Annotated in this window: 23 protein-coding genes and 2 pseudogenes; 11 read left to right on the top strand and 14 right to left on the bottom strand. The window is 62.4% G+C overall.

Annotated elements, in window-relative coordinates; translation table 11 throughout:
* Nucleotides 1-57: 57 nt before the first annotated feature.
* Complete coding sequence (betC, locus tag CH92_RS03520; protein ID WP_025240391.1) at nucleotides 58-1,563, bottom strand: choline-sulfatase; 1,506 nt, start codon at nucleotides 1,561-1,563, stop codon at nucleotides 58-60.
* Nucleotides 1,564-1,675: 112 nt separating this feature from the next.
* On the opposite strand from betC, the gene CH92_RS03515 reads away from it, so the two are divergent.
* A complete protein-coding gene (locus CH92_RS03515) occupies nucleotides 1,676-2,602 on the top strand; it encodes a choline sulfate utilization transcriptional regulator (protein ID WP_025240390.1) in 927 nt (308 codons plus the stop codon).
* Nucleotides 2,603-2,615: 13 nt separating this feature from the next.
* On the opposite strand, the gene CH92_RS03510 is transcribed toward CH92_RS03515, so the two are convergent.
* Nucleotides 2,616-3,392, bottom strand: coding sequence for a ferredoxin--NADP reductase (locus CH92_RS03510; RefSeq protein WP_025240389.1), 777 nt, complete (start codon nucleotides 3,390-3,392; stop codon nucleotides 2,616-2,618).
* 238 nt (nucleotides 3,393-3,630) lie between these two features.
* On the opposite strand from CH92_RS03510, the gene CH92_RS03505 reads away from it, so the two are divergent.
* From CH92_RS03505 to CH92_RS03490, 4 genes are all read left to right on the top strand, one after another.
* Nucleotides 3,631-4,758, top strand: coding sequence for a methyltransferase (locus CH92_RS03505; RefSeq protein WP_025240388.1), 1,128 nt, complete (start codon nucleotides 3,631-3,633; stop codon nucleotides 4,756-4,758).
* Nucleotides 4,755-5,132: a MerR family transcriptional regulator gene (locus tag CH92_RS03500; protein WP_080689964.1), complete on the top strand. Its 378-nt coding sequence runs from the start codon at nucleotides 4,755-4,757 to the stop codon at nucleotides 5,130-5,132. Before CH92_RS03505 ends, CH92_RS03500 begins: the two co-directional genes overlap by 4 nt.
* A gap of 58 nt (nucleotides 5,133-5,190) precedes the next feature.
* A complete protein-coding gene (locus tag CH92_RS03495; RefSeq protein ID WP_025240386.1) occupies nucleotides 5,191-5,595 on the top strand; it encodes a carboxymuconolactone decarboxylase family protein in 405 nt (134 codons plus the stop codon).
* 257 nt (nucleotides 5,596-5,852) lie between these two features.
* Nucleotides 5,853-7,079 (top strand): MFS transporter, encoded by a 1,227-nt coding sequence (locus tag CH92_RS03490; protein ID WP_038622775.1) that lies wholly within the window; start codon nucleotides 5,853-5,855, stop codon nucleotides 7,077-7,079.
* A gap of 149 nt (nucleotides 7,080-7,228) precedes the next feature.
* Here the strand turns inward: CH92_RS03490 and CH92_RS03485 are convergent, their stop codons facing one another.
* The 4 genes from CH92_RS03485 to CH92_RS03470 all read right to left on the bottom strand — a co-directional run bounded on the left by CH92_RS03485 (nucleotide 7,229) and on the right by CH92_RS03470 (nucleotide 11,822).
* Nucleotides 7,229-9,433: a xanthine dehydrogenase family protein molybdopterin-binding subunit gene (locus CH92_RS03485; protein WP_025240385.1), complete on the bottom strand. Its 2,205-nt coding sequence runs from the start codon at nucleotides 9,431-9,433 to the stop codon at nucleotides 7,229-7,231.
* Complete coding sequence (locus CH92_RS03480; protein ID WP_025240384.1) at nucleotides 9,430-10,416, bottom strand: FAD binding domain-containing protein; 987 nt, start codon at nucleotides 10,414-10,416, stop codon at nucleotides 9,430-9,432. The genes CH92_RS03485 and CH92_RS03480 overlap by 4 nt, the downstream gene beginning before the upstream one ends.
* A complete protein-coding gene (locus CH92_RS03475; protein WP_025240383.1) occupies nucleotides 10,413-10,946 on the bottom strand; it encodes a (2Fe-2S)-binding protein in 534 nt (177 codons plus the stop codon). Before CH92_RS03475 ends, CH92_RS03480 begins: the two co-directional genes overlap by 4 nt.
* A gap of 234 nt (nucleotides 10,947-11,180) precedes the next feature.
* Complete coding sequence (locus CH92_RS03470; RefSeq protein ID WP_051517544.1) at nucleotides 11,181-11,822, bottom strand: NTP transferase domain-containing protein; 642 nt, start codon at nucleotides 11,820-11,822, stop codon at nucleotides 11,181-11,183.
* 330 nt (nucleotides 11,823-12,152) lie between these two features.
* Here CH92_RS03470 and CH92_RS03465 point away from each other — a divergent pair, with 330 nt between their 5' ends.
* On the top strand, nucleotides 12,153-13,448 hold the full coding sequence (locus CH92_RS03465) for an NCS2 family permease (protein WP_025240381.1): 1,296 nt from the start codon (nucleotides 12,153-12,155) through the stop codon (nucleotides 13,446-13,448).
* Between the two features lie 119 nt (nucleotides 13,449-13,567).
* Nucleotides 13,568-14,656, top strand: a complete 1,089-nt coding sequence (gene trmA / locus CH92_RS03460; RefSeq protein WP_025240380.1) for a tRNA (uridine(54)-C5)-methyltransferase TrmA — start codon at nucleotides 13,568-13,570, stop codon at nucleotides 14,654-14,656.
* A gap of 166 nt (nucleotides 14,657-14,822) precedes the next feature.
* Here the strand turns inward: trmA and CH92_RS03455 are convergent, their stop codons facing one another.
* The 7 genes and pseudogenes from CH92_RS03455 to CH92_RS03430 all read right to left on the bottom strand — a co-directional run bounded on the left by CH92_RS03455 (nucleotide 14,823) and on the right by CH92_RS03430 (nucleotide 21,774).
* Nucleotides 14,823-16,982, bottom strand: a complete 2,160-nt coding sequence (locus CH92_RS03455) for an LTA synthase family protein (protein ID WP_025240379.1) — start codon at nucleotides 16,980-16,982, stop codon at nucleotides 14,823-14,825.
* A gap of 25 nt (nucleotides 16,983-17,007) precedes the next feature.
* Nucleotides 17,008-17,361 carry a diacylglycerol kinase gene (locus CH92_RS03450; protein ID WP_025240378.1) on the bottom strand — a complete coding sequence of 118 codons (354 nt, stop codon included), beginning with the start codon at nucleotides 17,359-17,361 and terminating at the stop codon, nucleotides 17,008-17,010.
* 20 nt (nucleotides 17,362-17,381) lie between these two features.
* Nucleotides 17,382-18,117, bottom strand: a pseudogene (locus tag CH92_RS21565) (lipopolysaccharide kinase InaA family protein).
* A gap of 2 nt (nucleotides 18,118-18,119) precedes the next feature.
* Nucleotides 18,120-18,797 (bottom strand): class I SAM-dependent methyltransferase, encoded by a 678-nt coding sequence (locus CH92_RS03445; RefSeq protein WP_025240377.1) that lies wholly within the window; start codon nucleotides 18,795-18,797, stop codon nucleotides 18,120-18,122.
* A gap of 82 nt (nucleotides 18,798-18,879) precedes the next feature.
* Nucleotides 18,880-20,153, bottom strand: a pseudogene (locus CH92_RS03440) (sensor histidine kinase).
* Nucleotides 20,143-20,826 carry a response regulator transcription factor gene (locus tag CH92_RS03435; protein ID WP_025240376.1) on the bottom strand — a complete coding sequence of 228 codons (684 nt, stop codon included), beginning with the start codon at nucleotides 20,824-20,826 and terminating at the stop codon, nucleotides 20,143-20,145. Before CH92_RS03435 ends, CH92_RS03440 begins: the two are co-directional and overlap by 11 nt.
* A 405-nt stretch (nucleotides 20,827-21,231) precedes the next feature.
* A complete protein-coding gene (locus tag CH92_RS03430) occupies nucleotides 21,232-21,774 on the bottom strand; it encodes a DUF4345 domain-containing protein (RefSeq protein ID WP_025240375.1) in 543 nt (180 codons plus the stop codon).
* A 193-nt stretch (nucleotides 21,775-21,967) separates the two neighbouring features.
* Here CH92_RS03430 and ypfJ point away from each other — a divergent pair, with 193 nt between their 5' ends.
* The gene (gene ypfJ / locus CH92_RS03425; RefSeq protein ID WP_025240374.1) at nucleotides 21,968-22,828 is read left to right on the top strand and encodes a KPN_02809 family neutral zinc metallopeptidase; all 861 of its coding nucleotides are present in this window, start codon (nucleotides 21,968-21,970) and stop codon (nucleotides 22,826-22,828) included.
* A 19-nt stretch (nucleotides 22,829-22,847) separates the two neighbouring features.
* On the opposite strand, the gene CH92_RS03420 is transcribed toward ypfJ, so the two are convergent.
* Nucleotides 22,848-23,189 (bottom strand): hypothetical protein, encoded by a 342-nt coding sequence (locus CH92_RS03420; protein WP_025240373.1) that lies wholly within the window; start codon nucleotides 23,187-23,189, stop codon nucleotides 22,848-22,850.
* Nucleotides 23,190-23,304: 115 nt separating this feature from the next.
* On the opposite strand from CH92_RS03420, the gene CH92_RS03415 reads away from it, so the two are divergent.
* The 3 genes from CH92_RS03415 to CH92_RS03405 all read left to right on the top strand — a co-directional run bounded on the left by CH92_RS03415 (nucleotide 23,305) and on the right by CH92_RS03405 (nucleotide 25,937).
* A complete protein-coding gene (locus CH92_RS03415; RefSeq protein ID WP_025240372.1) occupies nucleotides 23,305-23,892 on the top strand; it encodes a DUF2796 domain-containing protein in 588 nt (195 codons plus the stop codon).
* 68 nt (nucleotides 23,893-23,960) lie between these two features.
* Nucleotides 23,961-24,668 (top strand): ABC transporter ATP-binding protein, encoded by a 708-nt coding sequence (locus tag CH92_RS03410; RefSeq protein ID WP_025240371.1) that lies wholly within the window; start codon nucleotides 23,961-23,963, stop codon nucleotides 24,666-24,668.
* A 3-nt stretch (nucleotides 24,669-24,671) separates the two neighbouring features.
* Nucleotides 24,672-25,937, top strand: coding sequence for an ABC transporter permease (locus CH92_RS03405; protein ID WP_025240370.1), 1,266 nt, complete (start codon nucleotides 24,672-24,674; stop codon nucleotides 25,935-25,937).
* Nucleotides 25,938-25,939: the final 2 nt, after the last annotated feature.

Below are 25,939 nucleotides of genomic sequence, written 5' to 3'. Positions count from 1 at the left end.
ACCTTCCTCTGTGGAAAAGATTCCTTGGTTACGGCTGGCTCGCCGCCTCGTTAAGTCTCAAGGCCTAGGGTAACGTGCCTTACGCTCGAGATCGTCCAAGTCGATGTGGTTACGCATGTATTGCTGACTGGCATCGACCCAGGGCTGATGGTCCCAGCTGGTCAGCTTGCCCAGGCTCAACGCTTCGCTGACCAACCGCCGGCGCCGCTGGCTGGCAAGCACTTGATCATGGATGACGGGGATGTCCCAACGCTGCCGCGCCTCGGCCATAAACGCTTCGGCGAGCGTCCGATGGTCTGCGCTGTTCATCAGGTTTTCGCTTTCCGATGGGTCGTTAACCAGGTCGAACAACATGCACGGATCCTGCTCCGAATAGATGAACTTGTAGGCTCCGCGGCGAATCATCATCAAGGGGCTGGTGGTGCCTTCGGCCATGTATTCGCCGATCACTTCGTCATGGCCCTCATGGCCGGTCAGGTGCGGCAGCAGCGAGCGCCCATCGAGCGGCAGGTTGGCCTCCAGCGTGCCGCCCGCCAATTCGACCAGGGTCGGCAGCAGGTCGGCCGTCGACACCGAAGCGCCGACCCGTGCCGGATCGATTCCCGGAGCACGGATGATCAGGGGCACGCGAGCGGCCATCTCGAACCAGTGCATCTTGTACCAGAGGCCACGCTCGCCTAGCTGATCGCCATGATCACCGGAGAACACCACGATGGTGTCCTCGGCCAGGCCGCACGCCTCAAGTGTTTTCAGCAGCTTGCCGACGTTGTCGTCGATGTAACTGCAGGCGCCGAAATAGGCACGGCGGGCATCGCGAATTTTCGCTTCGGGCAATGATTTACCCCACAGATCGACGACCTTGAGCAGGCGCTGCGAGTGAGGGTCCTGATCGTCCTGGGCGATATTCTGGCGCGGCAGCGGGATGTCCTCTTCCTGATAGCGGTTCCAGTACTCCTCGGGAATGGTGTAGGGATCGTGAGGATGGGTCATCGATACGGTCAGGCAGAACGGCTGACCATCGTCCGCTCGAACGAAGTCGTAGAGGTACTGCTGCGCCTTGAACACCACCTCCTCATCGAAATCCATCTGGTTGGTACGTACGCTGGGCCCGGCCTGCAGCACCGAGGACATGTTGTGGTACCAGCTCAAGCGCACCTCCGGCTCGTCCCAGTTCACCGCCCAGCCATAGTCGGCCGGGTAGATGTCGCTGGTCAGCCGCTCCTCGTAGCCATGCAACTGGTCAGGGCCGCAGAAGTGCATCTTGCCGGACAGCGCCGTGCGATAACCGAGCCGCCGCAAATAGTGAGCATAGGTCGGCACGTCGGCAGGAAAGTCGGCGGCATTGTCGTAAGCACCGATCTTGCTGGGCAGCTGGCCGCTAACCAGAGTGAAGCGCGACGGCGCGCAGAGCGGGCTGTTGCAATAAGCCGAATCGAACACCACGCCTTCAGCGGCCAGGCGCGCCAGGTTCGGTACCTTGATCGGGGACGCCGGGTCATGCATCGGCAGGATGGGCGCGGCCATTTGGTCGGCCATGATGAACAGAATGTTGGGGCGTTTCATAATGCGATTGGTCCATTCCGTGTTTTTATGCGAGATTGCTTGGAACACAGTCTGAACCCTGTAACGCTGCGGTAAACCCGGCTGCAACATATGCCTAGGATAAGAAAAGCTAATGCCAAACCGGATCGATCAGATTCCTCTTGATGCGCTACGGGTATTCGAATCCGCCGCACGTCAACAAAGCTTTACCGCAGCCGCTCTGGAGCTGGGTAGCACTCAGCCGGCGATCAGTCAGCAGATCAAACGCCTGGAGCAGCAGTTGGCGGTCCGCCTGTTCGACCGCGTCTACCGCGGCATCGTCCTTACCGAGGCCGGCGAAATGCTATTGGGTTATGTGCAGCAGGGCCTGGGTGCGCTGGACGCTGGCCTCGCCGCGGTGACCGCGAAGCAGCAGCACGAGGTGCTCCAGGTCGCCACCGATTTCGCCTTCGCCGCGTACTGGCTGATGCCGCGCCTGGAGCGTTTCCATCAGCTTCACCCCGAGGTAGATGTCAGTCTGGTCACCAGCGAACGCGGCCTGGGAGTGCTGCCATCGGAAACCGACGTGGCCATCGTCTTCGGCGACGGGCGCTCCAAACATGGCGAGGCGCACCTGCTGTTTCACGAAGAGGTCTATCCCGTCTGCAGTCCGCTGCTGCTCAAAGAGCAAGAGCGGACCGCATCCCTGCCGCCAGCAGCGCTGGCGCGGCTGCCGTTGCTGCATCTGCGACCAGAAAGCCGCTCGCGCTGGCTCGACTGGAGCAGCCTGTTCCGTGCACTCGGTATCACCGAGACACCCAGCTCGGGCATGCTGCGCTTCGACAACTACACCTTGCTGATCCAGGCGGCGATTGCCGGCCAGGGCGTCGCCATCGGCTGGCGTCATTTGGTCGATGAGCTCCTGGCTCAGGGGCTGCTCTGCCGGGTCGGCAGCGAAAGCGTGCTAACGAAATTCGGCTATTTCGTCGTGCTGCCCGAGCGCAAGCGCCGACAGCGGCTGATCGGCAGCTTCGTGGACTGGCTACAGGCCGAACTGACCGAAGACGGCCTGGAGAACTGATCCCGCCAGGCTGTTACCAATAATTTTCCACCGCCACTTGCCCGGGTCGCCGGGTCAGGCTGAGATTGAGATCACGTGCCTTCAGCATGGCGCGGGTGTCCTCGATCATTTGTGGGTTGCCACACAGCATCAGCCGCGAATGCTCGGGTTCCAGTTCCAGCTCGGCGGCACGTTCCAGTTCGCCGCTCTCGATCAGAGTGGTGATACGCCCACGCAATGCGCCAGATGCGTCTTCACGGGTGATCACGGGCAGGTACGTCAGCTTGCCGCCCAGCCCTTCCAGATAGTCGCGCTGCGGCAGCTCGCGAATCAGATCCTGATAGGCCAGCTCGGATGCCGTACGGGCGCTATAGACGAGAATGATCCGCTCGAAGCGCTGCCAGACCTCGAAGTCCTGGAGAATCGAAAGAAACGGCGCGATACCGGTGCCGGTGCCCAACAGCCACAGGTCGCGGCCATCGATGAAGCGATCCAGGGTGAGAAAGCCGAACGCCTGTTTGTCCACCAACAATTCGTCGCCGGGCTTCAGCCGGCTCAGTTCGCTGGTGAACTCACCGTCCGGCACCACGATAGAGAAGAAATCGAGAAACTCGTCATGGGGCGCCGACACCATCGAATAAGCGCGCCAGACGATGCTGCCGCTGGATTTTCGCACGCCCAAGCGAGCGAACTGCCCGGCGGCAAAGCGAAAGCCGGGATCGCGGCTGGTGCGCAGCGTGAACAGATTGGGGGTTAATGTCTGCACCTCGAGCAGACGCTGGCGGGTGAACTTCTCTTCGCTGACGGTCATACTTCGCTCCTTCCGAACATCGGTGGACACCAGCGTGTCCGGGCCGCGGAAAACGTAGGCGAGGCAGGCAAGACAAGGCAGAAACAGCGAAGAAGCGGACCGGGCTCGCGTGCGAGTTTAGGCGTTCTAAATGAGCATTCTGAGGCTGTTTCTAACGCAGTATTGCCAACGCAGGTAGTTTTCCGCGGCCTGGACCCTTGATACTCCTTTCTGACGCATGTAAACACCGCCAGTTCTTATGCCTATTCTCGAATCGCCCTATGCCCGCCTCGATCTGATCCGCCAGCCGGAACAGCCCAACGAACCCTTGCAGGCCTTCGATGCGGCCGATGAATACTTGCTGACTTACCTGCACGATCAAGGCTTGCCGGCCGGCAGCCGGGTGCTGGTCCTCAACGACAGCTTCGGAGCACTGGCCTGCTCGCAGGCGGAAAAGGCGCAGGTGACCAGCAGCGGCGATTCGCACCTGGCGCACCTCGCCCTTGAGAAAAACCTTCAACGCAACGGGCTGGCGGCCGACAGGGTGACCTTCGTCCCGGCCAGCGAAGTCGCCCAGGGCCCCTTCGATCGAGTGCTGATTCGCGTGCCCAAGACCCTGGCGCTGCTGGAGGAACAACTGATCCGCCTGCACGGCCAGCTAGCCCCGGGCGCGCAGGTGATCGCCGGAGCGATGATCAAACACCTGCCACGTGCGGCGGGCGATCTGCTAGAAAAATACATTGGCCCGGTGCAGGCTTCGCTGGCCGTGAAGAAGGCGCGCCTGTTGATCGCCACACCGAGCGAAAAGCCAGCACCCGCGTCGCCCTACCCGACCCGCTACCGCCTCGATCAGCCGGCCGTTGAATTGATCAACCATGCCAACCTGTTCTGCCGTGAAGACCTGGACATCGGTACGCGCGCCTTTCTGCCGCACCTTCCGAAGGCGCTCGGTAATCTGCGCGTCGCGGACCTCGGATGCGGCAACGGTGTGCTCGGCATCGTCTATGCGCTGAGCAATCCCCAAGCGCAGCTGACGCTGGTGGACGAAAGCTACATGGCGGTGCATTCAGCACAGGAAAACTGGCAGGCGATTCTTGGTGAGCGTCCGGCCGAGATCCGCGCTGGCGACGGGCTCGCCGAACAGGCGCCGGCCTCGCTCGATCTGGTGCTGTGCAATCCGCCCTTTCATCAACAGCAGGTGGTCGGCGATTTCCTCGCCTGGCGCATGTTCACTCAGGCCAAGTCGGCGCTCGGCAAGGGCGGCGAGCTGTGGATCGTCGGCAACCGTCACCTGGGTTATCACCTCAAGCTCAAGCGACTGTTTGGCAAGGCCGAGCAGGTGGCCGCGACGCCTAAGTTCGTCATCCTGCGGGCGATCAAGGCATGAGCGAGCCGCGCGAAGTGATGAGCATCCGGCAGTTCGCCGCACGCACCGGCCTGTCGGCGCATACGCTGCGCTATTACGAGAAGCTCGGGCTGCTACGCCATGTCGCGCGCGACGCCAGCGGCTTCCGGGTGTTCGGCCCGCGCGATCTGGAATGGGTCGGGTTCATCCTGCGTCTGAAGGAAACGGGCATGGCGCTGGAAGACATCATCGCCTACGCCGACCTACGCGAGCGCGGCGAATCGACGCTGGCGGCGCGCAAGGCGCTGCTCGAACATCACGCGGCCACCCTTCAAGCCCGCCTGGAACGCGACCGGGCGCACCTACAGGCGCTACAGACCAAGATCGCGTTCTACCAGCAGCAACTGCCTGCTTGACTTAGAGTTCACTCAAACCCGCAGGCTCTTTCCTCCACCCAATCGAGAGGACAGATTCATGCCCGCATCAACCCGCTATACCAATGGCCTCGCCGCGCTCGAGCGGATCGACGGCGAAGCCGGCCGCAAGGTCATCGAAAGCCTGCAAGCCATCGCCCCGGACCTGGCGCGCTACGTCATCGAGTTTCCCTTCGGCGATATCTACCAACGCCCAGGCCTTGACCTGCCGCAGCGTGAACTCGCCACGGTCGCAGCACTGGCGGCCCTCGGACACTGCCAACCGCAGCTGGCCGTGCACATCCACGGGGCGCTGAATGTGGGCTGCACGCCGGAGCAAGTGGTCGAGGTGATCATTCAAATGGCCGTCTACGCCGGTTTTCCCGCCGCGCTGAACGCTATGGCGACCGCCAAAACGGTGTTCACCGAGCGCGGGCTGCTGCCTGGCTCACCGGGCGATAGCTGAACGGGGCGCGGGGAGGCTCGGCCAGCGCTCAGAGTTAGCGCATCAGCAATTTTCAGCATCACGCCATCGTGGTGGGCTACAGCCCACCAGAGACACTAAGGTTCGCCCCACCGGTGGCATGAAGCGGAACGTTGTTCGGCCTACCGCAGGGATTGCTCCGGCAGCGAGTTGAATCGGTGCGAACAGCGAACACTGCCGTGGGGCGTGCCCCGGCGGCGTGCTAATCTGGCCGGCCCTGCCGTTTTTGCGCCTGCCTGATGTCCACTCACGCCAAACTTCTGCTTCGCCACCAACGTCCCTTTATCAAGTTCTGGTTCGCCCGAGTGTTCACCGCCAGCGGATTCCAGATGCTCGCCGTGGCGATCGGCTGGCACATGTACGAACTGACCGGCAGCGTGCTCGACCTCGGCCTGGTGGGGCTGGCGGAGTTCTTTCCGCGTTTGCTGTTCGTGCTCTGGACCGGGCATGTCGCTGATCGTTTCGATCGGCGCCAGGTCGCGGCGTTGTGTCAGGGCTTGCAGGGGTTGATTGCCCTGTCGCTGGTGCTCGGCGCCGGCGGGCTCGGGGTGACGCGCGAGATGATATTCGTGTTGGCTTTTCTGCTCGGTACGGCCCGGGCCTTCGAAGGCCCGGCGACCCAAGCGTTGCTGCCAAGTCTGGTGCCCACACAGCTGTTTCCGGCCGCGGTCGCGGCCTCGTCGTCGGCGATGCAGACGGCGACCATCGTTGCGCCGGCCCTCGGCGGTTTGCTCTTCGCCATCGGCCCGCTGTGGGTCTATGGCCCAGTGGCGCTGCTGTTCGCCCTCGCCTGCAGCCTGATGCTGAGCCTGCCGAAACGCCCTGCGCCACCCAAACAGACCGGCCCGGCCATGGACAACCTGCTCGCCGGGATACGTTTTATCCGCAGCCGCCCAGACATCTTCGGTGCTATCTCGCTGGACATGTTCGCCGTGCTGCTGGGTGGCGCCACGGCGCTGCTTCCGGTATTCGCCAAGGACATCCTGCTCACCGGTCCCTGGGGCCTCGGGCTGCTGCGCTCGGCGCCAGCAGTGGGCGCACTGCTGATGTCACTGTGGTTGGCGCGCTATCCGATCAACAGGCAGGTAGGCCGGGTCATGTTCGCGGCTGTCGGGGTGTTCGGCCTGGCGACCATCGCCTTCGGCTTGTCGACGTCGTTCTGGCTATCGATGGGCGTGCTGGTGGTACTCGGCGCGGCCGACATGATCAGCATGGTGATCCGCGGCGCTTTCGTGCAACTGGAAACGCCCGACGCGATGCGTGGCCGTGTCAGCGCCGTGAACGGGTTGTTCATCGGCGCATCGAATCAGCTCGGCGAGTTCGAATCAGGCCTGACCGCGCACTGGTTCGGCACCGTGCCGGCAGTGGTGATCGGCGGCATTGGCACACTAATCATCACCGGCACCTGGATGAAGCTGTTCCCAACCCTGACCAACCGCGATCAGCTGCACCGGGATCTGGACTGAAGCTGCAAGCCCGTAGAGTGGGCCGGACGGCGCTCCGCTTCAGCCGACCATCGCCAATTGGTGGGCTGAAGCCCACCCTACATTGACAGGCCGCAAGCCAATCAGCCGTAGGGTGGAAAACGGCGAAGCCTTTGCCACGCGTCACTCCCTTACAACAGCTTGTCCAAGGTAATCGGCAGGTCTCTGATGCGTTTGCCGGTGGCGTGGTAGATCGCGTTGGCGACTGCGGCGGCAACACCGACGATGCCGATCTCGCCGACGCCCTTCGAGCCCAGCGCATTGACGATCTCGTCTTTCTCCTCGACGAAGATGACGTCGATCTCACCGATATCCGCATTCACCGGCACGTGATACTCGGCCAGGTTGTGGTTCATGTAGCGACCAAGGTTGTGGTCGATCATGGTTTCCTCGTGCAAAGCTTGGCCGATGCCCCACACCACGCCGCCCACGACCTGGTTACCGGCAGTCTTGGGATTGACCACCCGCCCAGCCGCCACGGCACTGACCGCCCGGCGCACCTTGACCGTACCCAGCGCTTCGTCCACCCGTACTTCGACGAACACGGCCGAATGCGTAGCGGTTGAATACTCATCGCGCTTCTCATCAGGTTTGGCGCTCGCCTCGGCTTCAACTACACCGCCGACTGCAACAATCTGCGCTATCTCGATGCTATGTGCAGGCGATGCCTTCAAGCGCATCTGGCCGTCGACAAACTCCACATCGTCGAGCTTGGCTCCGGTGAAAGGCGACACTGGCGACTGTTGGGCCGTATCCAACAATTTTTGCTGCAACGCGTCGCAGGCCTGCTGCACGGCAGTACCGACAGACGAGACCGTGAACGAGCCGCCTTCCAGCGGTGCCTGGGATAGATTGGAGTCACCCAGCCGGAACTCGACCTGCTCCATCGGCAAGCCCATGGCCGCCGCTGCAATCTGGGTCATCACCGTGTAGGTGCCAGTGCCGATGTCTGACGTGGCGCTGCTGACAACCAGGCGCCCGTCGGGCTCCAGACAGGCCTTGGCGGCGGCGGGCATCTGCATGGCTTCCCATACACCAGTGGCCATGCCCCAGCCGATCAGATGGTTGCCGTCGCGCATGGAACGCGGCTCCATCGTGCGACGCGACCAGCCGAAACGTTCGGCACCTTGCTCATAACACTGCCGCAGCTCCTTGCTGGAATACGGCTTGCCTTCGTTGGCGTTGCGCTCGGCAAAGTTGGTCAGACGCAGCTGCACCGGATCGACGCCCGCTGCGTAGGCCAGTTCATCCATCGCACTTTCCAATGCATAGACGCCAATAGTCGCGCCGGGCGCGCGCATGTCGAGTGGGGTGTACACGTCTAGCGGCACCAATTGGTAGTCCAGCCGAACATTTGGGCATTTGTACAACATGCCGGACCACTCCACCTCGTGTTCGGTGAAGTCTTCGAAGCGGGAGGTCTGGCCAATCGCCTGATGAGTGATTGCCTCCAACTGACCATTGGCCCCTGCGGCAATGGCGAGGCGCTGCACCGTCCGCGGGCGGTAGCCGAAGGTGAACATCTGCTGCCGTTTGAGCGCGACACGCACCGAGCGCTTGAGCTTGAGTGCAGCCATCACCGCCAGGGTCAGCTGATACTGAGGCCGTAAACCGGAGCCGAAGGCGCCCCCGACAAAGGGCGAGAGGATGCGGATTTTGCCCTCCATGTCGAAGACACCTTCCAGATAGCGCATGCAGTTTTGTACGCCCTGGGTCTTGTCGTGGATCTCCAGATTGCCTTCCGGGAAGTAGTGGACGGTGGAGGCATGCGGCTCCATCGGGTTGTGGTGCTCGACCGGCGTGCTGTACTCCACGTCCACCTTGAACCGGGCGCGCGCCAATGCGCCATCCGCATCACCGCGCGGATCAGGCAGCTCGGCCGGCGCCTTGTGCATGGTTTCCAGCTCGCTGATCAGGTCGGTCCGATGCGGCTCGCGTTCATATTCGACACGGACCAGACTGCCGGCGTAACGGGCCAGTTCGAGGTTGTCCGCAACCACCAGCGCGATCGGCTGGCCGCTGTAGAGAATGCGATCGTTGTACAAGGGGCGAAACGGCGAGCCCTCAGCGGCATCGTCATCTTCGTAGGGCTCGTCGTAACTGGCGATCGGCGGGCGGTTCTGGTGAGTCAGCACCAGCACCACGCCCGGCACCGCCTCCGCCGCGCTGGAATCGATGCGGACGATCCGGCCACGGGCGATGCTGCTGTTGACCACGCTGCCATAGAGCAGTCCAGGCAGCGGGAATTCCGCCGCGTACTGTGCCTGGCCGGTGACTTTGAGCGGGCCGTCGACGCGATCGAGCGGCTGGCCGAACGGGGAAGATACAGGTTTCATCGGGCGACTCCTGTGGCGGCGTCGGTCAGGGCGCGGACGATGGCGCGCCGGCCGAGTTCGATCTTGAAGGCGTTGTGCTCGAAGCCACGGGCGCCTTCGAGCAGGATGTCCGCAGCGGCAGCAAACGCGGCTTCGTCGGCCGGCTTGCCGACCAATGCCGCCTCCGCTTCGGCTTTTCGCCAAGGTTTGTGCGCCACCCCGCCCATGGCGATGCGGGCGTTGCGGATGCCGGCACCATCCATCTCCAGCGCTGCCGCCACCGACACCAGGGCGAAGGCATAGGACGCGCGGTCGCGCACCTTGAGGTAGTTGCTGTGCGCGGCGAAACCTTGCGGCGGCAGCTCGACTGCGGTGATCAGTTCGCCATCGACCAAGATGTTGTCGCGCTCAGGCGCGTCGCCAGGCAAGCGATGAAAATCGGCAAAGTCGATCCTCCGCTCGCCCTGAGGGCCTTGTACGTGCACCACCGCTTCCAGGGCCGCCAGCGCCACGCACATGTCCGATGGATGGACGGCGATGCACGCCTGGCTGTGACCCAGAATCGCGTGAATACGGTTGAGCCCCTCGCGCGCCGGGCAGCCGCTGCCGGGCTCGCGCTTGTTGCACGGCGTGGTGCTGTCGTAGAAGTAGTAGCAACGGGTGCGCTGCAGCAGGTTGCCGCCAGTGCTGGCCATGTTGCGTAGCTGGGGCGAGGCACCGGCGAGGATCGCCTGGGACAGCAGCGGATAGCGTTGCTGCACCAGCGGATGCCAGGCCAGATCAGCATTGCTGACCAGCGCACCGATGCGCAGGCCGCCTTCGGCCGTCTCCTCGACATCGGTCATCGGCAGGCGGGTGATGTCGATCAGTTGCTCTGGCCGGGTGACGTTTTCCTTCATCAGGTCGAGCAGATTGGTCCCCCCGGCGATGTAGCGACTGTTGGGCCGGAACAGGCCAACCGCTTCGTCGATTGCAGCCGGACGCGCATAGCTGAACGGATTCACGGCTTCACCTCCCGCACGGCAGTGAGGCGATCGCGGGTCTTCGGCATAGCCTCTTCGATCGCCGCGAGGATGTTCGGGTAAGCGCCGCAGCGGCAGAGGTTGCCGCTCATCTGTTCGCGCAGCTCGTCGCGGGTCTGCGCTCGCCCTTCGGCGACCATGCCGACCGCCGAACAGATTTGCCCCGGCGTGCAATAGCCGCACTGAAACGCGTCGTGGCTGACGAAGGCGGCCTGCATTGGATGCAGCTCTTCATTCTGCGCCAGCCCTTCGATAGTGGTCAGCTCGGCACCATCGTGCATCACCGCCAGGGTCAGGCAGCTATTGATCCGTTTGCCGTTGAGCAGCACCGTACAGGCCCCGCATTGGCCGTGGTCGCAGCCCTTCTTGGTTCCAGTCAACCCCAGCTGTTCACGCAACAGATCGAGCAATGTGGTCCAGGGGTAGACCTCGAGTTCGCGGCTTTGGCCGTTCAATTCAAGGGTGATCGAACAGGCGGCAATCCCACCTGCAGGAGAAGATGTTTCGCTCATGGCAGCCTCACGGTTGGGGGCCGTCCGGTACCTGTTCTACGCAGGTTCGCCGAAGACCTCAGGCATTGGGTGCGCTGTCCGTGCGTCTAGGGGTACGACTGCCACGGGCGAAAGAATGTTCAGCGGAGGTTACAAGCGGGGGCGGCGAAGCGGAGAAAAGCTAAGCATCGTTGGGGTATTGATTGACCGAGGGATTCCCCCATAGCCCACCGGGCTGCGGGCTTCGGGGACGCATCAACGGATACGGCGGTCTTCCGGGCGATCGATGTCCTGCAGCACGCCAGGATCGTCCACCTCAATCTCCTCCACCGCCGTACTTGCGAACAATTCCTGCGCTCCTCGATCACCCTCCAGAGCGAGCAACCGATCGAGATAATCGGCACCGATCCCCCGTGGATTACCCCGGCGACCTTGATATGTCGGCACCATCAGCCGTTGTGGCTGGATGGCAGCGACGAGGCGGGCAATGCTGTCGCGTTCCACGTAGGGCATGTCGCCCAGCGCCACCAACCAGCCGCGGCGAGCCGACCGGTGCGCCACCGCCTGCGCCAGGCTGTGGCCGAGGCCATTGGTCCGCACCGCCAGAATTTCCGCGTTGAATCTCCCAGCCTGCCGTTCGAGCCAGGCCAGCAGCTGGAGGTTGTCGTCCCGGGTGACCACCAGCAGCCGTTCGGTCATGCCAGTCAGCGCGCTCAGCGTCTCGGCCAGCACAGGAGGCGCGCCAATGGCGCCGCTGCTGGAGACGAGCAGCTTGTCCTCGTCGCGACGCTCGCGATACCGACGGCCCTCTCCGGCGGCCAGTACGATGGCGCATACGCCCTGGATCGAGTCAGGCACAACGGTGCCCCGCTGCAAACTGCCGGAGGCGCGTGCCATGTTCAGACACGTGCAGGCAGGTCAGCGGAGCGGTTTCATCACAATCGCCAGATGGCGGCTGCAGCGCCAGATTCATGCTGTTCATCTTCATCTCTTTCAGTCGATGCGCGCCAATGACTGATCTGCATCGGTGCGCAGACCATAGCGCAGCAGCCAAGCAGGCGAAACCCGCCAGTCACGCAACGGGAAATTCAACCCAGTGCAGGGGCGGTGTAAGATGCGCGGCCTTTGCGAGCAAGGCCTCGATAGGCTTTGCTATAGCGAATGAACTGCCCCGAGAGGCAGACAGACCAACCGCCAGCCCCTGACCGGCACACACGAGGATTGACCATGCTGGAGAAGCTGTTTCAACTCAAGGCGCACAACACCACGCTGCGCACCGAGATCCTCGCCGGTCTCACCACCTTCCTGACGATGGCCTACATCCTCTTCGTCAACCCGAGCATCCTTGCCGAAACCGGCATGGACCACGGCGCGGTGTTTGTTGCGACCTGCCTGGCTGCCGCCATCGGCTCGGCGATCATGGGCCTGGTCGCCAACTACCCGATCGCCCTGGCACCGGGCATGGGGCTGAACGCCTTCTTCACCTACACCGTGGTGCTGACCATGGGCTACACCTGGCAGACGGCGCTGGGCGCGGTGTTTCTCTCCGGCGCGATCTTCTTCCTGCTGTCGATCTTCAAGATCCGTGAATGGATCATCCACAGCATCCCGATGGCGCTGCGTTCGGGCATTGCGGCGGGTATCGGCCTTTTCCTGGCAATCATTGCGCTGAAAAACGCCGGTATCGTCGTGGATAATCCAGCCACGCTGGTGGGCCTGGGTGATCTGACCGCTGGCGGCCCGCTGCTGGCCTGTCTGGGGTTCTTCCTGATCGCTGCGCTGGCCTATCGCAAGGTCACAGGGGCGGTGATGATCGGCATCCTAGTGGTCACTGCCCTATCGCTCCTGTTCGGCCTCTCCGAACTCAACGGCGTGGTGTCGATGCCGCCTTCGCTGATGCCGACCCTGTTGCAGCTGGACATCGCGGGCGCGCTGGACATCGGTCTGCTCAGCGTAATTTTCGCGTTCCTCTTCGTCGACCTGTTCGACACTTCCGGCACCCTGATCGGCGTAGCGCAGAAGGCCGATCTGCTGGACAGGGACGGCCGCATGCCGCGCCTGGGCCGCGCGCTACTGGCGGACAGCACCGCGACCATGGCAGGCGCCGCGTTGGGGACCTCGACCACCACCAGCTACATCGAATCGGCGGCTGGCATCAGTGCCGGTGGGCGTACCGGCCTGACCGCCTGCGTGGTGGCGCTGCTGTTCCTGCTCAGCCTGTTCTTCGCGCCACTGGCCGGGGCCGTGCCGGCCTACGCCACCGCGCCGGCATTGTTATTCGTCGCGGTATTGATGATGAGCAGTCTGGCCAATATCGACTGGGACGATCTGACCGTCGCTGCGCCGGTGGCCATCGCTGCACTGGCTATGCCGCTGACCTTTTCCATCGCCAACGGGATCGCCTTCGGTTTCGTCGCCTGGACTGCGATCAAGCTGCTCGCCGGCCGCTGGCGCGACCTGAGCCCTGCGATGTGGGTTTTGTCGATTCTGTTCGTGATCAAGCTGGGCTTCTTTAACGGCTAACTTTGCAGGGTGGATGACGCTTTTTTCATCCACCTTCGGTCTGGCAATGGTGGATGGATGAAGCGTCAGCCGCGCGCCCCGATCCACCCTACGACTTACATACCCTTCTAAGAGATTCCATGAGCCGTCCGCAATTCGATCCAGCTACCTACGATGCCCAACTCGCCGAGAAATCCGCCCGGCTGGTCGAGCTGCTGGCGCCTTTCGACGCGCCGGATCCAGAAGTCTTCGACTCACCGCGCGAGCATTACCGGCTGCGTACCGAGTTCCGCCTGTGGCGCGAAGACGGCCAGCGGCATTACGCGATGTTCGAGCCCGGCGACAAGCACACACCGATTCTGATCGATGAATTTCCCATCGCCAGCCGCCGCATCAACGAACTGATGCCGCAGCTCAAGGCTGCCTGGCAAGCCAGCGAGGCCTTGAGCTTCAAGCTGTTCCAGGTCGAATTCCTGACCACGCTCTCCGGCGATGCGCTGATCACTCTTGCCTATCACCGCCCGCTGGACGCCGCCTGGCAGGCCGAAGCCGAACAGATGGCAGCCAGCCTCGGCGTGAGCATCGTTGGCCGCTCCAAGGGCAAGCGCATCGTCATCGGCCGAGACTACGTGACCGAGCAACTGACCGTTGCGGGCCGCGTCTTCCGCTATCGCCAACCCGAAGGCGCCTTTACCCAGCCCAACGGCGAGGTCTGCCAGAAGATGCTCGGCTGGGCCTATGACGTCCTTGGCGAGCGCAGCGACGATCTGCTCGAACTCTATTGCGGCAACGGCAATTTCACCCTGCCGCTGGCAACTCGCGTACCCAAGGTGCTGGCCACCGAGATCAGCAAATCCTCGGTGAACGCCGCGTTGGCCAACCTCGAGGGCAACGGTATCTACAACGTCAGCCTGGTGCGTCTGTCCGCCGAGGAGCTGACTCAAGCCTTGAACGAGGTGCGCCCGTTCCGCCGCCTGGCCGGCATCGACCTGAAGAGCTACAACTTCGGCAGCGTCTTCGTCGACCCACCGCGCGCCGGCATGGACCCGGACACCTGCGAGCTGACCCGCCGTTTCGAGCGCATCCTCTATATTTCCTGCAACCCGGAAACCCTGGCCGCCAACATCACCCAGCTGCAGGACACCCACCGCATCGAGCGCTGCGCCCTGTTCGATCAGTTTCCGTATACCCACCACATGGAAGCGGGGGTGCTGCTGGTCAGGAAATAATCGGGCGAACGCCGTTGGCCGAACTCTCCAACGATCCCAGGCAATGCCGTACCGCCTGGATAGATCGCATCGCTGACGCGATGGTTCACCTCTCCATCCGCTCTCGATCGTTAATGAGGCAGAACCTATAACTAGCCTTGGCAGGCTCGTTATAGGTCGTCGGAGATCAGCCCTTGGTTGCTGACGGCGGCTTCACCGGCGCGGCGTGTGGCTTCAGTTTTTCTGGCGTTGCCCCCACCGTACCGCGTGCCTTGATCACTCGCTCGCGGTCGCCCAGTGTGTTCGCCAGTAGACCTAGAGTAGCGGCTTGCAGATAGGCTTGTAGTTGCTCGCCCATGACCTTCCTGGCATCAGGCGAGTCCAGCCGTTCAGCCTTAAAGTTGTGGCCAAGGCTATAGCGGTAGAGGCGCGGGTCGAGCCCATCGGGCTGCACCAGTATCTTGTCGTCTCGGATCATCGCTACGGTCTGGTCGCTCCCTGACGGTTTGATGAAGCCGAAGCCCCGGTCATCCGCGTCCAGTGCGAGCAAGTCGCGGCCCCAGCATTGGTGACGGACTTCATTGCCCAGCCGGCCCATGATGGTCGGCACCATGTCGACCTGGGTACCGACCACATCACGACGAGCCCCGAAGGCTCCCTGGGCGCCGGGTGCGATCAACAGCATCGGCACATGGAAGCGGAACAGGTCCATTTCGGTCAGCTCCTCGGGCGCACCAAAACCATGATCACCGAGTATCACGAACAGGGTTTTGTTGAACCAAGGCATTTGCCGTGCCTTGTCGAAGAACTGCCCCAACGCCCAGTCTGAATAGCGCATGGCAGTCAGGTGCTGATCCAACGACCCATGGCCAGCGACGGGCTCGACCGGCAGCTCTTTGGGCAGTGCGTAAGGCGTGTGGTTAGACAGCGTCTGAAGCAGCGCATAGAAAGGTTGCTCACCGTCGAGCTGCTGGAGCTCCGTGAGCGCGCGGCCAAACATGTCCTGGTCGGAAACGCCCCATGTCGGGTCCTGCACCACCGGATCGACATAGTCGCCGCGTCCGATGAAGCGGGTCATGCCCTGGTTGCTGAAGAAGCCCAGCTGATTGTCCCAGGCGAAATCACCGTTGTAGACGTACACATCCTTGAACTGGCGGGCACTGAGCAACTGCGGCAGGCCGGAAAAACGGTTTCCGCCTTCAGGCGTCTGCATCAAGTACTCGAACCCCGGCACGTTCGGGAAGCACGCCATGCTGGCGAACATCCCCTGGTGAGTATGGGTCCCGTTGGAGAAAAAGCGATCGAACAGTACGCCTTGCTCGGCCAGACGGTCGAAATTCGGCGTAATGCCATCCTGACTCCCGAGCGCGCCAACGAAGCGTCCGGCGAAGCTCTCCATGAGGATGACCACCACGTTCTTCACCGGCAGTCGACCCTCGGCGGGGGGCTGGTAATCACGGCGTACCGGTGCGAGGTCGGCATCGACCAGATGCTCGTGGCTGCCCAGCAGCAAGCTGCGAGTGACGTCACGGGCGTGCTCCGCTGGCATGCTGGCCTTAAATGCGTTGTCCCGATCGCTGGATAAACGGTGCTTGGCCGCATCATAAAGGCTCAGCGATGCGTTCAAGCCAAGGTGGTTGGCGAACATCGAATCGGTGGTAAAGGCATCGCCCCAGCGTAGCGGCGGGCCCTGGCGCAACGTGCCGCGCACAGCAATCACCGAGATCAGCACCAGCGACAGCAACACCGCCCCGCGCCAATGCCAGGCCAGCTTGGCTGCACGCACCGGCCTGGCAGTGTTCATGCTTGGGCATGTCAGGCGGTCCAACCACCTGAACAGCAGATACATAAGCCCGCTCATCAATCCCCAGGCGCCCAACAGTCTGAGTACCGGAAAGCCATGCCAGAGCATGCTCAGGACGGTGACGGGATCTTCCTGAAGGTACTGAAACACCAGGCTGTTGAGGCGTTGGTGGAACTCGGCATAGAAATTCAGCTCGATCAGGCCAAGCAGGATCGCCACGCTGGACAGGGCAGTCAGCCAGACGCGAAGGACCCGCCGGGCCGCCATCACACGCATGCTCAGCGGTGCCAGCAGCAACGGCAGCAACATGAACACCACGGCACGCAAGTCGAAGCGCATACCGTTGACGAGTGCCTCGGCAAAGGTCGGCATGGGTGTGCTGCCGATTAGCTCGCGGTTGTACCCGAGCAAGCCCAAGCGCAACAGGGTGAACATCAGCAAGAGCGACAAGGCGACGGCCGCGGTGAAGAGCAAATGATGGCCGATGCCGATGGGCGCGCCCGGCGTCCCACGATGGCCGTGAGACGTTTGGAAAGTATTCATGGATGGTCCTTGAAGCCAAGCGAAGTCAGAGCAGGATTACGCCCCAGGTGATGACGGTCAGGGTCAGCGCCAGCATTTGCGCGGCGCTGCCCATGTCCTTGGCCTGCTTGGAAAGCGGGTGCAATTCGAGGGAAATGCGATCGACTGTCGCCTCGATCGCCGAGTTGAGTAGCTCGACGATCAGGCCCAGAAAAACCACGGCGATCAGCACGGCGCGCTCGACGCGACTGACGTTGAGCATCATTGCTACCGGTATCAGTAGAAGATTGAGGCCCACCAACTGTCTGAACGCGGCCTCACCTATGTAGGCGGCCTTGAGCCCAGCTGCCGAGTGGCCGGAGGCATACCAAATCCTGGAAAGCCCGGTACGTCCTTTCATTAATTGTTCATCTTTTGGTGTTAAGGAGTGAGCGCGCCATTCTGCGTGGGTTTGCCTAGATCGGTAAAGCATTGCCTGTGCGCCTCCTGAAAGCGACACCAGTCCTCATCCGACATGCCGTCTCGATGGCGGTTGAGCTGACGCAGGTCGTGCCTTGCGGCATCCGCCTGGCGGAATCGGCGGCGGCTTTTTTCCAGATCGAGCACAGCCACTTCGATTCGGCAGTTTTGATTCGGGTGTACCTTGATGAACAGGTGCTTGGGTAGCAGCAGCCGTGTTGCCAGCGCGCTCGGTGAAAACGCGCCAGCGTCGCCGCAACATTTCCGAGCATCCGCCGATGGACCGCCTCGCCCCACTGCTGCCGACAATCGTCTTGATACCACTGATCGAGACTGATAAAGCCTTGCAAGGCTTCGGTGATTAACAGTGCACGCCACTGACCGGCGTCCCGCTGAGCGGCGCAATAGATTAGCCGCGGCACCCTTAGGCCAAGGGCGGCGAATGCATTCAATGCCTGTTGCTCTCGCAACACGGTAGGACGGCCGAAGGGGTATCTCAGCGAACGATAGAGGTGCCCGACCTGGCGCTTGCTATAGAGCATCCCTAGCGCCGAGTCATGACGTAGCAAGCGCTGCACGCCACTTTCACCCTCGCGACGCTGGTTGGCGCCTCGACCCACTCGCCGCGGGAATCCCACCAACGCTGAAAAGTGGTGGTCTGGATATCACCGCGCGGTAGAACAAGCGATAAGCCCATGCTTAGCTCCCCTTGCGCAACACGTAAACCCGCCACATCGCGTAGCCGGGCAAAAAATCGCTGTGTCCGACGATATCGAATCCGGCCTCACCGAACTCGGCTTCGATCTGCGGACGCGCAACGACAAACCTATTCTTATTTTCCTTGGCCGGACGCCGGCGCTCGAGGCGCCTGCGCTTCCAGGCTTTATAGTTGCCATCGACCCAGAGCGAGAGGATCACAGTGTCACGGCTGACCCGGTGGAACTCGCGCAACATTACCAGACGATGCACCGGATCGGCGATGTGGTGCAGCAGGCGCATGCAGAAGATGCAGTCCACCGCGTTGGCGCTCATGTCGATGGCAAACGCCGAAGCCTGGAAAGTTTCCACTCGTTTGACCACCTCCAGCGGCTGCGCGGCCTCGGCGATCGCCAGCATGTCGATGGAGTTATCCGCGGCGAAGATCATTCGGCTCGGATGCTCGGCCAGCAGCGGCCAGAAACGTCCGGCGCCACAAGGCAGGTCGAGGACCAGATCGGGATCGCCGGCCAACTTCAGCGCGTGACGAGCCAGCTGCTCGTCACGCCAATGAGACAGACGCCGGGCGAGGCCGTCGTGATGCTTGTTGAAATATTGGCGGGCGTGCTCGCGGTCGTACTTGCGCGAGAACTCCAGTTCGATCGGGCTTGAATCGCTCATGGCGGGCGCTCCTTCTGGAAAGCAGAGCGCCACACTAGCCAGACGCGCATCAAGCGGACGTCAAAACCATGTGAAAAAAACGTCAAAGGGTCTCGGGATGGAAGCGCACCTGAAAACAGCTTCCCTGTGGCGAGCGTTGCTGCAGACTCACCGACCAGCCCTGATGCGCACAGATCCGCCGCACCAGTGACAGACCGAGGCCGAGCCCCTCGCCACGAGTTGCAGGCCCTCGCACGAATGGCTGAAATATGCGCTCTTGCTCCTCCGGTGGCACGCCGACGCCGGTGTCTTCGACACGAAAGCCGCCGTTCTCGATCACCAGCCGGACCGTACCGCTCTCGGTGTAATGCAGTGCGTTGCGCAGCAGGGTGGACATCACCGAGCCGAGCAGCGTGAGGTTGTATTCACCGTTGTCGCTACCCTCTTCGACCATGGAAAAGCTCAGGCCCTTTTCCCGAAACAACGATTCCCAACGTTCGGCCTGCTCCTGTGCGACGCAGGCCAGGCGGGTTGTTCCGAGAAAGGCAGTTTGCTCCGGGCGGGCGCGCGCAAGCGTCAGGAAAGTCTGCACCAGCTCGTTCATCTCCTGCGCGGCACGCTCGATGCGTTGCGCCTGAGTGCGGGACTTGGCCGGCAGCTCCGTCTGCTCAAGCAGCTCGCAGGCCCCAATGATGACCATCAGTGGGGCACGCAGCTCATGGCTGACATCGCTGGTGAATAGCCGCTCGCGCTCCAGACTTTGGCGCAGCTGGCCGAGGTACTGTCGAACGCCGCGGCGAGATGACCCACCTCGTCGTCGGGGTATTGCATTGCCAGTGGCGGTGCCAGCGGATGCAGCTGATCGCGGTGGCGTACCTGCTGGGCCAATCGCGATACCGGCGCCATCACTTTGTCAGCCATCAGCCGACCCAGGCCCCAGGCGCCGACGATGCTCAGCAGGAAGCCAGCAAAAACCACACCGAACAGCGCCGTTTCGCGGGCCTCGAATTCCTGCTGCTCTTCGATCAGCATGTATTGCTCGCCGTCGATCTCTCGCAGGTAGACGTAGTAGGCGTCATCGTCGCTCACGACTTCGGTGAAACCTTTCTCCATTCCTCGAAACGCTTCAGGAATGAGATATCCGGGCATGTCCGAGGCGAAGAAGCGAGTGGCGGCATCGAGCCGCGGCGTAGTCCCCAGTACCAGTACATCGTTGAGCACGGTGTCCAGTTCGCCGCTCAGTTCCTGCGTGACCAGGTGTTCTTCGATGAAATGCACCACCGCCACGATACTCAGCGAAAACACCCCACTGACCACCAGCGTCATGAGCGTGAAAGCGATGACGATGCGCCGAGCGAACGGCTGCTTAGCCAGCATGGTCGATCTCCGCAAGCCGGAAACCAACGCCGTGCACGGTGTGCAGCAGTGGTTTGTCGAAAGGTTTGTCGAGTACCTGACGCAATTGATGAATGTGACTGCGCAGGCTGTCACTGTCGGGAATATCCTCACCCCAGAGGGCTTCTTCGAGTTGCTCGCGGCGCACCACCGCCGGGCTCCTTTGCATGAGGATTGTCAGTAATTTGTGGCCGATGGGGTTCAGCCGCAGCGATTGGCCGGCGCGAGCAGCTTGCAGCGTGTCGAGGTCGTATTGCAGATCGCCTACCTGCAGCTTGTTTTTGCGCGAACCCTGGCTGCGTCGCAGGATCGCCTCGATGCGCGCAACCAGCTCCGACAGTGCGAAGGGCTTGATTAGATAATCGTCGGCGCCTGCACCCAGCCCCTGCAGTCGATCGGCGAGCGCATCCCGCGCGGTGAGCATGATGATGGGGGTGTCGCGCCCCGCGTCGTCGCGCAGACGCTTGCAGACCTGATAGCCATCGATGCCCGGCAGCATGGTGTCCAGCACGATCAGGTCATAGTGCTCGGTGGCGGCCAAATGTAGGCCGCTGAGGCCATCCTGGGCGCAATCGACCACGAAACCCTTGAGCTCGAGGTAATCCAGGACGTTAGCCAGAATGTCTCGGTTGTCTTCGATGACGAGGATGCGCATATCGGCTCGCTAGCAGCACTATGACGGGATTTTCACGGCTTCTTTGAAAGGGCTCACAGGCGGTATGAAGGCCCCAGCGCGTTCATCTTGCCCGCGGATCATACGATGACATTCTTCCGCCGTGCTCAACTTGATATCCGTCGCCGTCGCTTGCGGCCCAGGGTTATAGGCATGCCTTGCTGAGGTATAAATTTTGTCTGGGCGGCTACCGTTTGGTGCTGTACCGGCGAGCCCTGCTGCTGGACGCTCTGACAACCCGACAGCTGAGGCCGGCCAGCACCAACATTAGCAACGCATGAGGCGACTAACCGCTCTTCGTCGCAGGGCTTGCGCGCTGTGCTTCGCTTAAGTTACATCCCTTAGATCGCCTGTTTGAAGTGACCTTCCTCGTCCACCGACACGCTATCAGGGTGCTGGATCGTCGGGGCGGAACGGCTGCGGCATCGGCCCGAACGACGTGTCCGGCTCCGGTTGAGCATCGCCCCGACGGAACGGCTGCGGCGGTTCGTCCACTAGCCTACGGGTCGGCGGCTCGACCCGTTCCGCCAGCGCCTCGGGCGCCACCCGCTCGCGCATGACCAGCAGCGCAACCGCGGCAAGTAGTGCGGCACAGATCCGATAGATCAGCGAGGCCAGATCGAAACCGATCAGTTCGCCGCCATCGAGCCACAATGACCCTAGCCGTCCAGCGGCCAGTGCTAGCATGGTGATTACCAGCATGACCAGCGCCGCCCTTGCACGCTCCGGCCCGCGGATAGCCCAAAGCAGGAACAGCGCCAGGCCCAACTGCAACCCGCCGTAATAGACGCGCATATGGCTGACCGAGGCGGTCTCCATCAACAGCATCCCGTTCAGATTGGCCATCTCATAAGGGCGCAGCCAGTAGGCGAGGCTGAAACCGATCATGATCACGGCCTGGACAACCAGAACGAAACGAGCAAAACGCATCGAAAACTCCCCTGATAGCGGCTGCGCACCACGATAGATATCCGACCGAAGCGGGAGGCGTTGGTTCGACCGGCTGGCACGTAGCATTGCCCGGCGAACCGACTGAAAAATAGACGAAACGCTAAGCAACGGGATGAATTAGCGGACGGCATAACGGGTCTACCGGCGGCAGACATCGATAAAGGACACGGATATGCGTTGGAAGAAGGCGCGTCGCAGCGACAACGTGGTGGATGCCAGAGGTCGCAGCGGCGGCATCGGTGGCGGGCGCCTGAGCCTGGCGGGCGTCGCGATCGTGGTGGTGATCGGGTTGTTGTCCGGCCAGGACCCCATGCAGATCCTCGGCCAGCTGGCCAATCAGACCGGCTCGGCACCGACCCAGCAAAGCAGCACACCAGCGCGCGGCGACGCCCCGCAAGTGGCCTTCGTCCAGGCGATTCTGGGCGATACCGAGGATACCTGGCAGGCATTGTTTCAGCAGTCCGGCGAGCAGTACCGCGACCCGACACTGGTACTCTTCCGCGGCGGTGTCAGTTCCGCCTGCGGGTTCGCAAGTTCCGCAGGCGGCCCTTTCTATTGCCCGGGCGATCAGCAGGTGTACCTCGATCTGCAGTTCTTCGATGAAATGGCCTCGCGCTTCTCCGTCGCCGGGGATTTCGCCCAGGCCTATGTCATCGCGCACGAGGTCGGCCATCACGTCCAGACGTTGCTAGGGGTCTCGCAGCAGATGCAGGCCGCACGTCAGCGCGGGGCCCGTATGGAAGGGGATAATGGCTTACTGGTTCGCCAGGAATTGCAGGCCGATTGCTTCGCCGGCGTCTGGGCATACCATGCCCAACAGCGTCATGAATGGCTTGAGGAAGGGGACCTGGAGGAGGCGCTGAATGCCGCCAACGCTATCGGCGATGACCGGTTGCAAAAGCAGAGTCAGGGCCGCGTGGTGCCGGATGCGTTCACCCACGGTACGTCTGCGCAACGGGTGAAATGGTTCCGCACCGGATTCGACAACGGCGACCCGACCCGCTGCGATACTTTCCAGACGCAGCGCCTGTAATCCGGGTGCCGTCGATGGCTCAGTCGACCCAACGGTAGACTGGCGCATCCGCCCCGCTGTCAATCTTGACCTGCGTGCTGTGGCGCAGGCGCACCAGCAACCGCTTGCCCGCCTGGGCGCTGCCCGCCAGCGCTTGCAGCTCCGCCAACAGCTGCGGACCATCCACTCGCCCTGCCTCACGCAACAGTTGTTGCGCCGCCTGCCAATGAGTATCAGCCGTCGCTTGGCCAACCGCTTGCGCCTGCGGTTGAGCAGCCTGAACAACCGGCAACTGGCGCGCCAGCTGTTCCCAGTCGTGATCGTCCATCTCAATGCTGAGGTCCACCGGCAGCTCACCGACATGGCCACGAATTCGAATCATCGTCACTCTCCTAAACATCTGGCCGGCATCCTCCCACGCTCCAAGCAGGCTGGCCAGCCGCGCCCAATGTTTGTTATAACGTAACCATATCTTACCAAGCCCACTGGAGTCCGTTATGCGCCGTCTGCTGCTCGCCCTGCCCTTTGCTCTGCTGCCCGGTTTCGTTCTGGCCGCCGAGCAGCATGATCATGATCACCACCACCATGACAGCCTAGGCGCCCATGAGCACGGCGCTGCCGAGCTGGACGCCGCGCTGGATGGCTCGATGCTGGACATAGAACTCCGTAGCCCGGCGATGAACCTGGTGGGCTTCGAACACGCACCGAGCAGCGAAACGGACAAGCGTACGATCGCCGCCGCCCGCAAGCGCCTGGAGCAACCTGGCACCCTGTTTGGTCTGCCAGCCGCGGCAGACTGCAAGCTGGCCGAAACCGAGCTGGAAAGCCCACTGTTCGAAGGCGCGACTCATGACGACGCGCATGAGCATGAGCATGAGCATGACGGCGACCATGAAAGCCAGCACAGCGACATCCACGCTCATTACCACTTTGATTGCACCACGCCCCAAATGCTGCAAGCGCTTGATCTGCAGGAGCTGTTCAAGGCATTCCCCGGCACTAAAAAAATCCAGGCACAGCTGATCGGCCCGAACGGTCAACGCGGTGCGCAACTCGACTCCAGCCAGCCACGCGCGACGTTCTGACCCCGCTGTCTGCCGCCACCCGGCCCGACGCAGTAAACTTACCGGCTCGCCTGAAACGGATCATTTCGATGACCGCACCGTTGCTCGATCTCCACCAACTGGGTTTTGCCTGGCCCGGCCAGGCAGAACTGCTCGACATCCCCAGCTTCAAGCTGGAACGAAACCAGAGCCTGTTTCTCAAAGGCCCGTCCGGTAGCGGCAAGACCACCTTGCTCGGCCTGATCGGCGGTGTGCATAAAGCGCAGCGTGGGACGGTTCGCCTGCTCGGCAGCGATCTCGCGTCGCTCTCGGCCGGCGCGCGAGACTGTTTTCGCGTCGACCACACCGGCTATATCTTCCAGCAATTCAACCTGCTGCCCTTTCTCTCGGTGGCCGAGAATGTAGGCCTGCCCTGTCACTTCTCGAAGGCTCGCGCCGAGCGCGCGCGTCAGCGGCATGGCAGCGTTGCGCAGGCAACGGCAAGCCTGCTCCAGCATCTCGGACTGCCCAGGAACCTGCTCGATCGACGTGCCGAAGCATTGTCGATCGGACAGCAACAGCGCGTCGCTGCGGCACGCGCGCTGATCGGTCAGCCGGAGCTGGTGATCGCCGACGAGCCCACCTCGGCGCTCGATGCCGACAGTCGAGAAGCCTTCCTGCAGCTGCTCTTCGCCGAATGCCGGGAGGCCGGTTCGAGCCTGTTGTTTGTCAGCCACGACCAGAGCCTGGCGCCGTTGTTCGACCGCAGCCTTTCATTGACAGACCTCAATCGCGCCGCTCGCGCCCCGGAGATATAGGCCATGTACCTGCTGCGCCTGGCCTTGGCGAGCCTGAACAACCGCCGCTTCACCGCCCTGCTCACCGTCTTCGCCATTGCCCTCTCGGTATGCCTGCTGTTGGCCGTCGAGCGCGTGCGCACCGAAGCCCGTGCCAGTTTCGCCAGTACCATCAGCGGCACGGATCTGATCGTCGGTGCCCGTTCCGGCTCGGTGAATCTGTTGCTGTATTCGGTGTTCCGCATCGGCAACGCCACCAACAACATCCGCTGGGACAGTTTCGAGCACTTCGCCCAGCATCCCCAGGTCAGCTGGGCCATTCCCATATCGCTGGGTGACTCCCATCGCGGCTATCGAGTCATGGGCACCAGCAGCGCCTACTTCGAGCACTATCGCTACTGGCGTAAGCAACCGCTGCAACTCGCGCAAGGTCGGCCGTTCGGCGAGGATCCGTTCGAAGTGGTGCTGGGCGCCGAAGTGGCCGAGGCATTGAAATACAAGCTGGACGACCAATTGGTGCTGGCGCACGGCGTCGCCACGGTCAGCCTGGTCAAGCATGACGACAAGCCGTTTCGCGTGGTCGGCATCCTCCGGCGCACCGGCACACCGGTGGATCGCACGTTGCATATCAATCTGGCCGGTATGGAAGCGCTGCACATCGACTGGCAGAACGGCATGCCGGCCCGCGGCGCGGCGCGCATCGACGCCGAACAGGCGCGTCATATGGATTTGCAACCCAAGCAGATCACCGCCTTTATGCTCGGCCTCAACAGCAAGATCGCCACCTTCAGCCTGCAGCGCGAAATCAACCAGTATCGCAGCGAGCCGCTGCTGGCAATTCTCCCGGGCGTCGCCCTGCAAGAGCTCTGGAGCCTGATGGGCACAGCGGAAAAGGCCCTGTTCGTGGTATCGCTGTTCGTCGTACTGACCGGATTGATCGGCATGCTCACGGCAATCCTGACCAGCCTCAACGAGCGGCGTCGGGAAATGGCGATTCTGCGCTCGGTGGGAGCCCGACCCTGGCATATCGCAAGCCTACTAATGCTCGAGGCATTCAGCCTGGCGCTGGCAGGCGTGCTGTCCGGACTGCTGTTGTTGTACATCGCGATTGCGGCCGCGCAAGGTCCGCTGCAGAGTCACTACGGACTCTATCTGCCGCTGGCCCTACCCAGCGCCTATGAGTGGTCATTGCTTGCCGGCATACTGCTCGCCGGGCTGCTGATGGGTGGCGTGCCGGCCTGGCGCGCCTACCGACAGTCCCTGGCCGACGGCCTGTCGATCAGACTATGAGG

This window comes from Stutzerimonas stutzeri, from assembly GCF_000590475.1.
Classification (GTDB): Bacteria; Pseudomonadota; Gammaproteobacteria; order Pseudomonadales; family Pseudomonadaceae; genus Stutzerimonas; species Stutzerimonas stutzeri_D.
Note: the sequence above shows the minus strand (reverse complement) of the source record. Positions and strands in the feature narration are given on the sequence as shown.

What these genes read in the sequence shown, in the direction of transcription:
- CH92_RS03490 (WP_038622775.1), top strand. Translation starts at nt 5,853, where the DNA reads ATGTCCACTCACGCCAAACTTCTGCTTCGCCACCAACGTCCCTTTATC.
- ypfJ (WP_025240374.1), top strand. Translation starts at nt 21,968, where the DNA reads ATGCGTTGGAAGAAGGCGCGTCGCAGCGACAACGTGGTGGATGCCAGA.
- CH92_RS03445 (WP_025240377.1), bottom strand. Translation starts at nt 18,797, where the DNA reads ATGAGCGATTCAAGCCCGATCGAACTGGAGTTCTCGCGCAAGTACGAC.
- trmA (WP_025240380.1), top strand. Translation starts at nt 13,568, where the DNA reads ATGAGCCGTCCGCAATTCGATCCAGCTACCTACGATGCCCAACTCGCC.
- betC (WP_025240391.1), bottom strand. Translation starts at nt 1,563, where the DNA reads ATGAAACGCCCCAACATTCTGTTCATCATGGCCGACCAAATGGCCGCG.
- CH92_RS03495 (WP_025240386.1), top strand. Translation starts at nt 5,191, where the DNA reads ATGCCCGCATCAACCCGCTATACCAATGGCCTCGCCGCGCTCGAGCGG.
- CH92_RS03405 (WP_025240370.1), top strand. Translation starts at nt 24,672, where the DNA reads ATGTACCTGCTGCGCCTGGCCTTGGCGAGCCTGAACAACCGCCGCTTC.
- CH92_RS03455 (WP_025240379.1), bottom strand. Translation starts at nt 16,982, where the DNA reads ATGAATACTTTCCAAACGTCTCACGGCCATCGTGGGACGCCGGGCGCG.
- CH92_RS03475 (WP_025240383.1), bottom strand. Translation starts at nt 10,946, where the DNA reads ATGAGCGAAACATCTTCTCCTGCAGGTGGGATTGCCGCCTGTTCGATC.
- CH92_RS03510 (WP_025240389.1), bottom strand. Translation starts at nt 3,392, where the DNA reads ATGACCGTCAGCGAAGAGAAGTTCACCCGCCAGCGTCTGCTCGAGGTG.
- CH92_RS03450 (WP_025240378.1), bottom strand. Translation starts at nt 17,361, where the DNA reads ATGAAAGGACGTACCGGGCTTTCCAGGATTTGGTATGCCTCCGGCCAC.
- CH92_RS03465 (WP_025240381.1), top strand. Translation starts at nt 12,153, where the DNA reads ATGCTGGAGAAGCTGTTTCAACTCAAGGCGCACAACACCACGCTGCGC.
- CH92_RS03435 (WP_025240376.1), bottom strand. Translation starts at nt 20,826, where the DNA reads ATGCGCATCCTCGTCATCGAAGACAACCGAGACATTCTGGCTAACGTC.
- CH92_RS03430 (WP_025240375.1), bottom strand. Translation starts at nt 21,774, where the DNA reads ATGCGTTTTGCTCGTTTCGTTCTGGTTGTCCAGGCCGTGATCATGATC.
- CH92_RS03410 (WP_025240371.1), top strand. Translation starts at nt 23,961, where the DNA reads ATGACCGCACCGTTGCTCGATCTCCACCAACTGGGTTTTGCCTGGCCC.
- CH92_RS03470 (WP_051517544.1), bottom strand. Translation starts at nt 11,822, where the DNA reads ATGGCACGCGCCTCCGGCAGTTTGCAGCGGGGCACCGTTGTGCCTGAC.
- CH92_RS03415 (WP_025240372.1), top strand. Translation starts at nt 23,305, where the DNA reads ATGCGCCGTCTGCTGCTCGCCCTGCCCTTTGCTCTGCTGCCCGGTTTC.
- CH92_RS03485 (WP_025240385.1), bottom strand. Translation starts at nt 9,433, where the DNA reads ATGAAACCTGTATCTTCCCCGTTCGGCCAGCCGCTCGATCGCGTCGAC.
- CH92_RS03420 (WP_025240373.1), bottom strand. Translation starts at nt 23,189, where the DNA reads ATGATTCGAATTCGTGGCCATGTCGGTGAGCTGCCGGTGGACCTCAGC.
- CH92_RS03515 (WP_025240390.1), top strand. Translation starts at nt 1,676, where the DNA reads ATGCCAAACCGGATCGATCAGATTCCTCTTGATGCGCTACGGGTATTC.
- CH92_RS03500 (WP_080689964.1), top strand. Translation starts at nt 4,755, where the DNA reads ATGAGCGAGCCGCGCGAAGTGATGAGCATCCGGCAGTTCGCCGCACGC.
- CH92_RS03505 (WP_025240388.1), top strand. Translation starts at nt 3,631, where the DNA reads ATGCCTATTCTCGAATCGCCCTATGCCCGCCTCGATCTGATCCGCCAG.